This is a genomic window from Thermomonas fusca, assembly GCF_005862345.1.
Taxonomy (GTDB): domain Bacteria; phylum Pseudomonadota; class Gammaproteobacteria; order Xanthomonadales; family Xanthomonadaceae; genus Thermomonas; species Thermomonas fusca.
Genome location: NZ_SROY01000002.1, coordinates 313,327 through 325,700 on the forward strand (window position 1 = coordinate 313,327; position 12,374 = coordinate 325,700).

Annotated in this window: 10 protein-coding genes; 5 read left to right on the forward strand and 5 right to left on the reverse strand. The window is 68.7% G+C overall.

Annotated elements, in window-relative coordinates; translation table 11 throughout:
* The first annotated feature begins 34 nt into the window (after window positions 1-34).
* A complete protein-coding gene (locus E5S66_RS05715; protein WP_138348300.1) occupies window positions 35-706 on the forward strand; it encodes a rhomboid family intramembrane serine protease in 672 nt (223 codons plus the stop codon).
* A gap of 63 nt (window positions 707-769) precedes the next feature.
* On the opposite strand, the gene E5S66_RS05720 is transcribed toward E5S66_RS05715, so the two are convergent.
* Window positions 770-2,779 (reverse strand): M13 family metallopeptidase, encoded by a 2,010-nt coding sequence (locus tag E5S66_RS05720; RefSeq protein WP_138348301.1) that lies wholly within the window; start codon window positions 2,777-2,779, stop codon window positions 770-772.
* Window positions 2,780-2,980: 201 nt separating this feature from the next.
* On the opposite strand from E5S66_RS05720, the gene E5S66_RS05725 reads away from it, so the two are divergent.
* The 4 genes from E5S66_RS05725 to E5S66_RS05740 all read left to right on the forward strand — a co-directional run bounded on the left by E5S66_RS05725 (window position 2,981) and on the right by E5S66_RS05740 (window position 8,686).
* The gene (locus E5S66_RS05725; protein WP_138348303.1) at window positions 2,981-4,951 is read left to right on the forward strand and encodes an OPT family oligopeptide transporter; all 1,971 of its coding nucleotides are present in this window, start codon (window positions 2,981-2,983) and stop codon (window positions 4,949-4,951) included.
* A gap of 59 nt (window positions 4,952-5,010) precedes the next feature.
* On the forward strand, window positions 5,011-7,077 hold the full coding sequence (locus tag E5S66_RS05730) for a S9 family peptidase (protein ID WP_138348305.1): 2,067 nt from the start codon (window positions 5,011-5,013) through the stop codon (window positions 7,075-7,077).
* Between the two features lie 124 nt (window positions 7,078-7,201).
* Window positions 7,202-8,455, forward strand: coding sequence for a DUF819 family protein (locus tag E5S66_RS05735; RefSeq protein ID WP_138348307.1), 1,254 nt, complete (start codon window positions 7,202-7,204; stop codon window positions 8,453-8,455).
* 51 nt (window positions 8,456-8,506) lie between these two features.
* A complete protein-coding gene (locus tag E5S66_RS05740; RefSeq protein WP_083960981.1) occupies window positions 8,507-8,686 on the forward strand; it encodes a hypothetical protein in 180 nt (59 codons plus the stop codon).
* On the opposite strand, the gene corA is transcribed toward E5S66_RS05740, so the two are convergent.
* The 4 genes from corA to ybeY all read right to left on the reverse strand — a co-directional run bounded on the left by corA (window position 8,683) and on the right by ybeY (window position 12,371).
* Window positions 8,683-9,678 carry a magnesium/cobalt transporter CorA gene (gene corA / locus E5S66_RS05745; protein ID WP_138348309.1) on the reverse strand — a complete coding sequence of 332 codons (996 nt, stop codon included), beginning with the start codon at window positions 9,676-9,678 and terminating at the stop codon, window positions 8,683-8,685. The genes E5S66_RS05740 and corA overlap by 4 nt on opposite strands.
* A 31-nt stretch (window positions 9,679-9,709) precedes the next feature.
* Window positions 9,710-10,948, reverse strand: a complete 1,239-nt coding sequence (locus E5S66_RS05750) for a lipoprotein N-acyltransferase Lnb domain-containing protein (RefSeq protein ID WP_138348311.1) — start codon at window positions 10,946-10,948, stop codon at window positions 9,710-9,712.
* Window positions 10,935-11,813, reverse strand: coding sequence for a CorC family transporter (locus E5S66_RS05755; protein WP_138348313.1), 879 nt, complete (start codon window positions 11,811-11,813; stop codon window positions 10,935-10,937). Before E5S66_RS05755 ends, E5S66_RS05750 begins: the two co-directional genes overlap by 14 nt.
* Window positions 11,814-11,888: 75 nt before the next feature.
* Window positions 11,889-12,371 (reverse strand): rRNA maturation RNase YbeY, encoded by a 483-nt coding sequence (gene ybeY, locus E5S66_RS05760; RefSeq protein ID WP_138348315.1) that lies wholly within the window; start codon window positions 12,369-12,371, stop codon window positions 11,889-11,891.
* Between the last annotated feature and the right edge of the window lie 3 nt (window positions 12,372-12,374).

A 12,374-nucleotide genomic window follows, 5' to 3' on the forward strand; every position in this document is an offset into this window, starting at 1 on the left:
TGATGCGCTGCAATGTAATCGGAAAGCCGCACGGATGCCGTTCAATCTTCCCCGCGTCACCAAGGCACTGCTGATCGCCAACGGCGTCGGCTTCCTGCTGCAGTGGCTGCTCGGCAACCAGCGGCTGGTCGCGCTGATGCTGTGGCCGTGGGGCGATGTCGATTTCGACCCGGCCGGCATGGCGCCCGCGTTCATGCCCTGGCAGCTGCTCAGCTACAGCTTCCTGCATGGTGGCTTCATGCACCTGGCCTTCAACATGCTGGCGCTGGCGATGTTCGGCGCGCCGCTGGAATACACCTGGGGCGAGCGCCGCTTCCTCACCTATTACCTGGTCTGCGTGGCCGGCGCCGGCGTCTGCCAGCTGCTGGTCGGTTCCTATGCGCTGGCGCAGGGCGCCGACCCTTATCCCACCATCGGTGCATCCGGCGGCGTGTTCGGGCTGCTGCTGGCGTACGGCATGCTGTTCCCGCACCAAAGGGTGATGCTGCTGTTCCCGCCGATCCCGATGAAGGCGCGCACGCTGGTGATCGTCTATGGCCTGTTCGAACTGGGCGTGGGCATCACCGGCCTGCAGCCGGGCGTGGCCCACTTTGCCCACCTCGGCGGCATGTTGTTCGGCTGGCTGCTGATTCGCCACTGGCGCGGCCAGCCGCCGTTCGGCGGGCGCGGTGGCCGGGGCGGGCCGAAAATGCGCATCGTGCGCTGAGGCGCCGGCGCGTGGGGGGAGCCCCGGAACCCCGCTCCGGGCCGCTTCCCGCCCCGGGTTTACTCAGTTGAAAATGACCACGCGGTCTTCCGGCTTCGGCTGCATCGGCATGCCCGCCTTGCAGGCATAGGCGGCGCCGAAGGCGGGTTGCTGCATCACCGCGGCGTTGGCGCGCCACGGACCCGGCGCGCGCACGTCCTGGCGGGCGCGGATCTCGGCCTCGTCGCGGGTGACCTGTTGCGCCCACAGCTGCGCCCAGCCGGTGTAGAAGGCCTTGTCCGCCTGTGCGCCGCCATCCGGCCGCGCCGCAACCAGCACGGCATGGGCCAGTTCCAGGCCAGCCAGGTCGGCGATGTTTTCATCGCGGGTGAGCGCGCCGTCCACCCGGGTGCCGGTCAGGCCGGGATAGGGCAGGCCGGCGTACAGCGCAGTCACCTTCTGCGCCAGAGTCTCCCAGGCGCCGGTTTCGGCGGGGCTCCACCAGTCGCGGATCTCGCCCTTGGCATCGATATGGCGGCCGCGGCCATCGATGGCGTGGCTGAGCTCGTGGCCGACCAGCGCGCCGAATGCGCCGAACTGGGCATCGGCCGGCATCGCCGCGTCCAGCACCGGCGCCTGCAGCATGGCGGCGGTCACGATCAGGCGGTTGTGGGCGAGGTCGTAGGCCAGCGCCGGCTGCTGCGGCAGCACGTCCCAGCGGCGGTTGGCGTTGCCCTTGCCGATCCGCTTCATCTCCTGGCGATGGCGCCAGGTGGAGGCGATCAGCATGTTGCCACCGAAGCTGCCGCGGCCCATCGGCTGCACGGTGTAGTCGAGATCGTAGCGCGGGGTGCCGATTTCGATGCGCAGGCGCTCGAGCTTCTTGCGCGCCTCGTCCTTGGCGGCCTCGCCCAGCAGGCTGCCGCCCGCCACCTGCTGCACCAACGCGTCGCGGACCTGGTCGGCGATGGCTTCGGCCTGCCTGCGGGTGGCGTCCGGCAGGTGCGCGGCGGCGTACTCGCGGCCCAGCATCGGGCCGGCGGCCAGGTTGATCGCATCCAGCGTCTGCTGCCAGCGCGGCGCGGGTTCGGCCTGGCCCAGCAGCACCTTGCCGCGGAAACCGAACGCGGCTTCGCGCCAGGACTTCGACAGATAGGGCGCCATCGCATCGCCCACCCGCCAGCGCAGGTAGGCCTGCCATTGGGTGGGCTTGAGCGAACCGACCAGCGCGTCGAGCTGGGCGAACATCGCCGGGTTGGCCAGCGACACGGTGTCGTCGTTCACGCCCTGCACCTGCAGGAACGCATCCAGCTGCAGGTTGCGGTACTGCTTGCCCAGCCCGGCGGTGGCAACCGGCGCGAAGGTATTGCGCGGATCGCGCAGGTCCACCAGCGGGCGCGCCAGGCTGGCGATGCGCTTTTCCAGGTCCAGCACCAGCGCGGTCTGGGTTTCGATGTCCTTCTGCGCCACGCCGGTCAGCGCGAGGATCTTGCGGATGTAATCGGCGTAGCGTGCGACCAGCGCCTTGGTATCGGCGTCCTCGCGGGTGTAGTAGGCGGGGTCGGGCAGGCCCAGGCCGCCCTGGCTGAAGTAGCCGAGGTGGCGGTCGAGGTCGCGCAGGTCGATGTCGGCGCCGAAATGGAAGGCGACGGGAATGCCGACATGATGCAGCGCGGCGATGGCCGGCGCGATGTCCTTCGGCTTGCGGATCGAATCGATGCGCTTGAGCAGCGGCGCCACCGGCGCGGCGCCGTCGCGCTCCACCGACGCTTCGTCCAGGCCGCTGGCCCAGAAGTCGCCCAGCAGCTTCTGCACGTTGTTTTGCGGCGCGCTCATGGCCGCGTCCAGCAGGTCGCGCTGCTGTTGCTGCGCGCGCGCGGTGAGCTGGCCCAGCGCGGAAATGGCACCGCTTGAAGGCATCGGGTTGGCGGCCAGCCAGCCCTTGTTGGCTTCGGCATAGAAATCGGTGCAGGCCGGGGGCGTCGCTGCTTTCTTCGACGCCGGCTTCTTCTTCGCGGCCATGCCGGCGGGCGAGGCCAGTCCGGCGGCAAGGGCGATGACCAGGGCGATGGCAAGCGGGCGCGGTGTCGGCATGCGGCGGATCTCGTTCGCGGGGGAAGCGCCCGAGTTTAGCAGCGGGTTCCGACGCTGCCGGCGACGCCGGTTCAGCGCGACTTCACCGGGTGCCGGGGCGCCCGCCTGCGTGTTGGTGGCGCGGGCCGGAACCTGCTGCACTGGACTTGCCGCCCGGCAGCGGCTAGGTTTCGTCGCTTGCCTTCCCGACGAGGATGTCCGATGTCGAACCCTGTCAAAGCCGTGCCGCAGCTGACCCTGCGTGCGGTGATCCTGGCGATCGTTCTGGCGGTGATCCTGTCCGCCGCCAACGCCTACCTCGGCCTGTTCGCCGGCTTGACCATCGCCACCGCGATTCCCGCAGCGGTCGTCTCGATGGGCGTGCTGCGGCTGCTCGGCGGCGGCACGATCCTCGAAAACAACATCGTGCAGACCGGTGCGTCCGCGGGTTCGTCGATCGCGGCGGGCGTGATCTTCACCATCCCGGCGCTGATCATCCTGGGCTACTGGGACGACTTCAAATATTCCTGGGTGCTGGCGATCGCCGGCCTCGGCGGCCTGCTCGGCGTGCTGTTCTCGGTGCCGCTGCGGCGCTCGATGATCGTCGAGGAGCCGCTGCCGTTCCCGGAAGGCAAGGCGGCCGCGGAAGTGCTGAAGGCGGGTGAGAACCCCGGCCCCGGCCTGAAGATACTGGCCCTGTCGGCGACGCTGGGCGGGCTGATCAAGGCCGCTGCCGCCAGCGGCATGCGCCTGATCCCGGATACCGCCGCGGGCGCCGGCTTCTTCGGCAAGTACCTGGGCTACATGGGCACCAACCTGTCGCCGGCGCTGCTGGGCGTGGGCTACATCGTCGGGCTCAACATCGGGATCGTGGTGGTGTCCGGCTCGATCCTGTCCTGGCACATCGCCATCCCGCTGTACCACATGTTCTTCCTCGACACCGACCCGGCGCTGGCCACCAGCATTGCAGGCGCGGGTGCGGAAGACATCGCCGGCGCCATCTGGTCGGCGAAGATCCGCTACCTCGGCGTCGGCGCGATGCTGATCGGCGGCGTGTGGACGCTGTTCTCGCTGCGCAAGTCGCTGCTGTCCGGGGTGAAGAGCGGCATCGCCGCTGCGCGCAAGGGCAGTGGCGAAAAGGTGGCCGAGACCGAGCGCGACCTGCCGATGAAGTGGATGCTGGTGGCGCTGGTCGCGTTCGTGGTGCCGCTGCTGCTGCTGTACCAGGCGATCGTCGGCATGTGGAGCGTGAGCATCCCGATGGCGATCATCATGATCGTCGCCGGCTTCCTGTTCGTGTCGGTGTCGGCCTACCTCGCCGGCCTCGTTGGCTCCTCCAACAACCCGGTGTCCGGGATCACCATCGCCACCATCCTGTTCGCTTCCGCGGTGCTGCTGGTGCTGCTGGGCGAGGGCGGCAAGATGGCGGTGGGCGCCTCCGGCGCGCCGCTGGGCGCAGTCGCCGCGATCATGATCGGTGCGGTGGTGTGCTGCGCGGCGGCGGTCGGCGGCGACAACCTGCAGGACCTCAAGGCCGGCTATATCGTCGGTGCCACGCCGTGGAAGCAGCAGCTGATGCTGGGCATCGGCGCGTTCTCCTGCGCGCTGATCATGGCGCCGGTGCTGAACCTGCTGGCGCAGGCCTACGGCATCGGCGCGCCGACGCCCGAGCATCCCAATGCGCTGTCGGCGCCGCAGGCCACGCTGATGGCCTCGGTGGCCAAGGGCATGTTCGGCGGCGAACTGCCGTGGACGGTCATCGGCATCGGCGCGGTGGTCGGCGCGGCCATCATCGCCCTCGACGAATGGCTGAAGGCCACCGGCAAGACCTTCCGCGTGCCGGTGCTGGCCGCGGCCATCGGTATCTACCTGCCGCTGGAACTGATGGTGCCGATCTTCCTCGGCGGCTTGCTGGCGTATCTGGTCGAGAAGCGCCACGGCATGGTCGGCACCCACGATGAAGCCGCACGCGACCGCCTGCATCGCCCCGGCACCCTGTTCGCCGCCGGCCTGATCACCGGCGAGGCGTTGATGGGCATCTTCATCGCCATCCCGATCGTGCTGTCCGGCCGCGCCGACGTGATTGCCGCGCCGGAGAGTTTGCAGTTCGGCAAATACGTCGGCCTGGCCGTGCTCGCGCTGGTCGCCTGGTTGCTGTACCGCACCGGCGCCAAGGCCAACCCGAACGCCTGATCCATCGACGCCCGCGCCAGCGCGGGCGTCCCCATTTTCAGCTGCATGGAACCATCGCCATGAACCTTCGCCACGCCATCCTCCCGCTCGCCCTTGCCCTGTCGCTGCCCGTCGCCGCGAATGCCGCCCAGCGCGGTTTCGAAGTGCGTGACATGGCCTACATGGATCGCCATTCCGCGCCCACGCTGTCGCCGGACGGCCGCGTGCTGGTGTTCGCCAAGCGCGTGGTCGACAAGGAGACGAACAAGTCGGCCACCACCCTGTGGATGCGCAACCTGGCGACGCGCGACAACGCGCCGCCGAAGCAGGTGTCGCCGGAAGGCTGGAGCGTGAACTCGCCGGCGTTCTCCCCGGACGGCGGGACGCTGTACTTCATGAGCGCGAAGTCGGGCTCGATGCAGCTGTACGCGATGCCCGCGGCCGGCGGCGAAGCGAAGCGCCTGACCGACTTCGCGCTCGACGTGGACGGTTACAAGCTGTCGCCCGACGGCAGGCAGGTGGCGCTGGCGCTGGCCGTGTTCCCGGACTGCAGGGCCGATCTTGGCTGCACGAAGAAAAAGCTCGACGACGAGGCTGCCCGCAAGAGCACCGGCCTGCTGTTCGAACGCATGTTCATCCGCCACTGGGACGCGTGGAACGACGGTCGCCTCAACCGTGTGTTCGCAGCCAGGCTGGGCGGCGATGCCATGCTGACCTCGGCCACGCTGCTGAGCGGCGACATCCATGGCGATATCCCGTCCAAGCCGTTCGGCGACCTGGGTGATTTCGCCTGGTCGCCCGATGGCAAGTCGGTGGCGATGAGCGTGCGTCAGTCGAACCGCGAGGAGCCGTGGAGCACCAACTTCGACCTCTGGCTGGTCAATGTCGACGGCAGCGGCGCACGCAACGTCACCGCCGCCAACAAGGCCTGGGACGCCGGCCCGGTGTTCAGCGCCGACGGCAGGACCCTGTATTACCGCGCGATGGCGCGTCCGGGCTTCGAGGCCGATCGCTTCGCGCTGATGGCGATGGACATCGCCTCCGGCAAGACGAAGGAGATCGCGCCGCGCTGGGATGCCTCCGCCGACGGGATCACCCTGTCCGCCGACGGCAAGTGGATCTACACCACCGCGCAGGAGCTGGGCCAGCATCCGCTGTTCCGCGTCTCGCTGGCCAATGGCGAGGTGGAAAGCGTGGTGAAAGACGGCAGCGTCTCGGCCTTCGACCTGGCCGGTCCGACCCTGGCGTTCTCTCGCAACACGCTGAAGACCGGCGATGTCATCGCCACCACCAGCGCCGACGGCAAGGCGCCGATCCGCGCCATCACCCCCAGCGCCGGCGACATGCTGCCGGACGTGGCCTGGGGTGCGTTCGAGCAGTTCAACTTCATCGGCTGGAGCGGCGAGACCGTGCACGGCTACGTGGTCAAGCCTTGGAACTTTGAACCCGGGAAGAAATACCCGGTCGCCTTCCTGATCCACGGCGGCCCGCAGGGCAGCTTCGGCAACGGCTGGAGCTATCGCTGGAACCCGCAAACCTATGCGGGGCAGGGCTATGCGGTGGTGATGATCGACTTCCACGGCAGCACCGGCTACGGCCAGAAGTTCACCGACGCGATCAGCGGGCACTGGGGCGACCGTCCGCTGGAAGATCTGCAGAAGGGGTGGGCCGCGGCGCAGCAGAAGTACGCCTTCCTCGACGGCGGCAAGGCCTGCGCGCTGGGCGCCAGCTACGGCGGCTTCATGGTCAACTGGATCGCTGGCAACTGGACCCAGCCGTGGAAGTGCCTGGTCAGCCACGACGGCGTGTTCGAGAACAACGCCATGGGCTATGCCACCGAGGAGCTTTGGTTCAGCGAGTGGGAGAACGGCGGCACGCCGTATGACAACCCCGCCGGCTACCAGAAGTTCAACCCGGCCAACCATGTCGCCAACTTCAAGGTGCCGATGCTGGTGATCCACGGCCAGCAGGACTTCCGCATCCCGGTGGAGCAGGGCATCGCGCTGTTCACCGCCAACCAGCGCAAGGGCGTGGCGTCGCAGTTCCTGTACTTCCCGGACGAGAACCACTGGGTGCTGAAGCCGCAGAACAGCGTGCAGTGGCACGACACGGTCAACGCCTGGCTGAAGCAGCACATCGGCCAGTAAAACGGCAACAGCACAAGGCCCGGGTTCGCCGCAGCGGCGTGCCCGGGCCATCCACACCCGCGCACGACAGGCATGGCGGCAGCGGCGAGCTGGTGCCGCAGGCAACCCACAGGAAATCCAAGGCATGACGGCAGCGGTACTCCCCGCCCCCTTGATCGACAACGACATCGTCATTTTCGGGCTGATCGCAGGCACGCTGGGCCTGGTGTTCTGGACCGCGTCCAGGCCGGGCGGCTGGCAGCGCTTCTACAACATCGTGCCGCCGCTGCTGCTGTGCTACCTGTTGCCGGGCATCTACAACTCGGTCGGCCTGATCGACGGCGCCAACAGCCAGCTCTACAACCCGGTTGCCAGCCGGGTGCTGCTGCCGGCGGCGCTGGTGCTGCTGACCCTGTCGGTGGACCTGAAGGCGATCCTGCGGCTTGGGCCCAAGCTGCTGGCGATGTACGCGGCAACCTCGGCCAGCATCATGCTGGGTGCGGTGCTGTCGTTCCTGGCGATGCGCGCGATCGCGCCGGAAACCATGGCCGGCGACACCTGGGCCGGGATGGCGGCGCTGGCCGGCAGCTGGATCGGCGGCGGCGCCAACATGATGGCGATGAAGGAGATCTTCGACGTCGACGCCACCACCTTCGGCCAGTTCGCGGTGGTCGACGTGGGCGTGGGCTATGCCTGGATGGCGCTGCTGCTGTTCATGGCGCAGCGCGCCGCGCGCATCGACGCCGGCAGCGGCGCCGACACCACTGCGCTGGACGACCTGAAGCAGCGGGTGGAGGCCTATCGCGCGCAGCACGAGCGGATCCCGACCCTGGCCGACATGATGGTGATCGTGGGCATCGCCTTCGGCGCGGTCGGGCTGGCGCACGCGTTGGCCGGCCCGCTGTCGGCGTGGTTCGGCGCCAACGTCGGCTGGGCGCATACGGTCAGCCTGGACCAGCCGTTCGTGTGGATCATCGGGCTGTGCACCATGGCCGGCCTGGGCCTCAGCTTCACCCGCGCGCGCGCGCTGGAAGGCGCCGGCGCGTCGACCATCGGCACCTTGTTGCTGTATTTCCTCATTGCCGCGATCGGCATGCAGATGGAAATCGGCGCGCTATTCGACAAGCCGCTGCTGTTCCTGCTCGGTGTGGTCTGGCTGGGCATCCACATCGTCCTGCTGTGGCTGGTCGGGCGGCTGCTGAACGTGCCGTTCTTCTATTTCGCGATCGGCTCGCAGAGCCATATCGGCGGCCCGGCCAGTGCGCCGGTGGTGGCCTCGGCCTTCCATCGCTCGCTGGCGCCGGTGGGCGCGCTGCTGGGTACGCTGGGCTATGCCACCGGCACCGTGCTGGCTTATTTCACCGGGCTGATGCTGCGCTCGCTGGCCGGCGCCGGCTGAAAACTTCGTTGCCCGTCATGGGGGCGGCTGTACCGCCAGGGAGAGAGGCCGATGTTTCATTCCAGGGAACCACAGTACCGCGTCGGCTACACCGGCCCGGAGCGCCGTCGCGGCGAACGCCGTATCAACGCCGAGCGTCGGGAGATGATCCGTTTCGACCTTGATCGCGGCGAGCGGCGCAGCGGCAAGGATCGTCGCCACCATGGCTGGGACTCGGCCCCCTCGCGCTAGAGCCAGCCGATCCGCCGCAGGTAGCGGTACAGCAGCACGCAGAACAGCGCCACCACGCCGATCAGCACCGGATAGGCGTAGCGGCCCTGCAGTTCCGGCATGTGCTGGAAATTCATCCCGTACCAGCTGGCGATGAGCGTCGGCGCGGCCAGCAGGCCGGCCCAGCCGGCCAGCTTCTTGACGATCTCGCCCTGCGCCACGGTGACCAGCGAGAGGTTCACGTTCATCGCCGCCGCCACCATCTCGCGCAGGGTGTCGATGCTGTCGCCGACGCGCGCGGCGTGGTCCAGCACGTCGCGGAAATAGGGCTTCACGTCGTCGGGGATGGCGAACACCGGCGTGCGGATCAGCTGGGACAGGATGTCCTGCATCGGCGCCACCGACAGCCGCATCTGGGTCAATTCCTTGCGCAGCGCATACAGGCGCTTGATGGTGCCGCGCTTGTAGCTTTCGGCAAACACATCCTGTTCCAGCGCGTCCAGCTCGGCCTCGAAGTCGGAGACGATCGGCTGGTAGTTGTCGACGATGAAGTCGAGCACCGCGTGCAGGGCGATGCTGGGTCCGTGCGCCAGCACCTCCGGCTCGCGCTCGAGCCGCTGCCGCACCGGCGCAAAGCTGAGGGAGGCGCCGTGCCGCACCGTCATCAGGAAGCGCGGGCCGATGAAGACGTGGGTCTCGCCGAAGCGCACATGGCCATCGATCCGCTGCGCGGTATGCGCGGCGATGAACAGAGTGCTGCCGTAGGGCTCCAGCTTGGGTCGCTGGTGCGCATGGTGGGCGTCCTCCACCGCCAGGTCGTGCAGGCCGAATTCCTCCTGCAGCGCGTCGAGCAGGGACTCCTCCGGCTCATACAGGCCCACCCAGACGAAGCTGCCGTCGTCGACGGCGAGCACGTCGCTGATCTGCTCGAGGGTGATGTCCCGGCGCTGGCCGCTGCGGTCGTAGGCGGCGCAGTTGACCACGCAGGCGGGTTGGAGGGGCGGGCTGCTCATCGCCGCATCCTGCCTGCGCGGATCCGGGCCATCAAGCGCGGACAGGACGCGACCACAGCCGCGCGAACGCCAGATGCAGCGGCAGCAGCAGGGCGATCCAGTGGCCGTTGCGCTGTGGCACCGCCTGCAGCCACAGCGGCAGGCAGGCCAGTGCCGCCAGCACCGCCACCGCCAGCAGCAGCGCGCGGAAGCGCTTCGATGGCATGCGCCCGCGCAGCAGCGCCCAGGCACCGGGCAGCAGCAGCAGGCACAGCGGGTCCATCAGCAGCAGGTTGCGGTTGGTCCATAGCGCGCGGTGTTCGGTGAACGCCCAGCTCAGCGCGAGCACCGCGCCGAGCAACCCGCACAGCAACCAGAAGCCGCCGGCCAGTCCGGCCAGCGTGCGCGGGTAGCGCCTGCCCAGCGCCAGCGCGAGCAGTGCAAGGGTGGTGCCCGCCAGCAGCCACGGCCACAGTGGCTGCGCATGCTCGACCGGTTCGGCGGCCTGCCGCTGCGGCAGCAGCTCGACCTCCGCCGCCACCAGCGGGCGGCCGTCGGCGCGGGTCACCTTGCGCAGATCGTCGGCCAGCCGGCGCGGCAGGAAGCCCTGCTCCCAGCGGGTCAGTGCGCGGTCGCCGAATGGCCCGATGGCGATGTCGAAACCCAGCCACATCAACGGCGCGGGCGCGGCCAGGCGGAGTGATTCGCTGCGGTAGGTGTCGCCGCTGGAGCGGCCTTCCAGCTGCTTGCGCAGGCGCCCGTCCAGCGCGCGGTCGAGTGCGTCGCGCACCCGCGTGGCGCAGTTGTCGGTGTAGTAATCGTAGCGATAGCGCGCATTCTCGGGCTTGGCGTTCTCGGCCAGGTCGGCGGCCAGCCGGCGCGCCTGTGCGGGCTCCAGGTCCAGCCATTGCAGGCTCGCGCCGCGTCCGACCTCGCGGTAGTAGGCCAGGTCTTCTTCCAGCGGCAGCGCCACCAGCAGGTAGCGCATCTCGCCTTTGGCGAAGCGTTGGGCGAAGCCGTCCTCCTGCAGGTCGAAGAAGCCGAAGTTGTAGCTGACCGGTCCGGGCTGCGTGGGGTCGTCGACCACGATGGCGTCGTGGCCGAAACGCTCCCAGAAAATGTCGCCGGGACCCATCGTCACCACGCCGATGCGCGGGGCAGGGGGCGCCTGCGCCAGTGCGTTGCCGACAAGGCAGGCGAAAAGAACGGCGGCCAACAGCAGCCTGGCGATCCCCATCCTCAGGCGCGCCGATCCCGCCACCGCGGGAGCGGTCACGCTACGGTTCCGCATGCACGCCCACGTGCAGCGCCAGCAGCCGGCGCGCGTCGGCGCGGGCCACCCGGAAGGTGAAACGGCCGAGGGTCAGCTCCTCGCCGGCTTCCGGCAGGTGGCCGATGGCGGCGGTGAGCAGGCCGCCGATGGTGTCGTACTCGTCCTCGGCGAAGTCGGCGCCGAAACGCTCGTTGAAATCGTCGATCGGGGTCAGCGCATCGACCACGAACTGGCCGTCGGCCTGCGCCGCGATCAATACGCCCTCGTCGGCGGCATCGTCGTGCTCGTCGTCGATGTCGCCGACGATCTGCTCCAGCACGTCTTCGATGGTGACCAGCCCGGCCACGCCGCCGTATTCGTCGATCACGATGGCCATGTGGTTGCGCGACTGGCGGAACTCGCGCAGCAGCACGTTGAGGTTCTTGGATTCCGGAATCAGCACCACCGGGCGCAGCAGCTCATGGATGCTGGCAGGGCCGTTGTCGGCCACTACCCCGCGCAGCAGATCCTTGGCCAACAGGATGCCGAGGATCTCGTCCTTGTCCTCGCCGTGCACCGGGAAGCGCGAGTGGCCGGATTCCACCACCTGCTTCATAAGGTCGAGGAACTTGCCGTCCGCGGGCAGCGCGACCATCTGCGAGCGCGACACCATCACGTCGCCCACGGTCATGTCGGCGATGTTCACCGCGCCTTCCATCATTCGCAGGGTATCGGGGCCGATCAGGCCATCGGCCTGCACGTCGCGCAGCAACTCGATCAGGTCCTCGCGGCTGGTCGGCTCGCCGGACAGCGCCGCACTGATGCGCTCCAGCCAGGACCGGTGCGGTTTTTCGGCGGGTTTTTCTTCAGAGTCGGCCGGGAGCCGACTGTCGTCCTCGGACATGGGGCGTGGGGGCCTCGTGGTTGCAACGGTGGGGAGTCTAGCGAATCCGCGTGGAAGCGGCAGGAACGGTGCGTTTCAGGCGTCGAGGTAGGGATCGGGCAGGCCCAGGCCGGCCAGGATCTCCCGCTCCAGTTGCTCCATCGCCTCGGCTTCCTGCGCGTCCTCGTGGTCCCAGCCCAGCAGGTGCAGGCAGCCGTGTACGGTCAGGTGGGCGTAATGCGCGCCCAGCGGCTTGGATTGTTCCTGTGCTTCGCGGGCGACCACCGGCGCGCACAGGACCAGATCGCCCAGCAGCGGCAGCCTGACGCCTTTCGGCAGGCCTTCCGGCAGCTCCGCCGGGAAGCTGAGCACGTTGGTGGCGTAATCCTTGCCGCGATAGTGGTGGTTGAGCGCGCGGCCTTCCTTTTCGTCGACGATGCGGATGGCCAGGTCGGCCTCTCGGATGCGGCCTTCCAGCGCAGCCGCCACCCATTTGCGGAAGCTCACCGCGGCAGGCACGCCGGCGCGCGGCGCGGCATAGCCGACGGCGACATCGAGACGGATCGGGCCCTTGGTCATGGG

Coding starts and splice junctions, on each gene's coding strand:
- E5S66_RS05715 (WP_138348300.1), top strand. CDS start 35: ATGCCGTTCAATCTTCCCCGCGTCACCAAGGCACTGCTGATCGCCAAC.
- E5S66_RS05720 (WP_138348301.1), bottom strand. CDS start 2,779: ATGCCGACACCGCGCCCGCTTGCCATCGCCCTGGTCATCGCCCTTGCC.
- E5S66_RS05725 (WP_138348303.1), top strand. CDS start 2,981: ATGTCGAACCCTGTCAAAGCCGTGCCGCAGCTGACCCTGCGTGCGGTG.
- E5S66_RS05730 (WP_138348305.1), top strand. CDS start 5,011: ATGAACCTTCGCCACGCCATCCTCCCGCTCGCCCTTGCCCTGTCGCTG.
- E5S66_RS05735 (WP_138348307.1), top strand. CDS start 7,202: ATGACGGCAGCGGTACTCCCCGCCCCCTTGATCGACAACGACATCGTC.
- E5S66_RS05740 (WP_083960981.1), top strand. CDS start 8,507: ATGTTTCATTCCAGGGAACCACAGTACCGCGTCGGCTACACCGGCCCG.
- corA (WP_138348309.1), bottom strand. CDS start 9,678: ATGAGCAGCCCGCCCCTCCAACCCGCCTGCGTGGTCAACTGCGCCGCC.
- E5S66_RS05750 (WP_138348311.1), bottom strand. CDS start 10,948: ATGCGGAACCGTAGCGTGACCGCTCCCGCGGTGGCGGGATCGGCGCGC.
- E5S66_RS05755 (WP_138348313.1), bottom strand. CDS start 11,813: ATGTCCGAGGACGACAGTCGGCTCCCGGCCGACTCTGAAGAAAAACCC.
- ybeY (WP_138348315.1), bottom strand. CDS start 12,371: ATGACCAAGGGCCCGATCCGTCTCGATGTCGCCGTCGGCTATGCCGCG.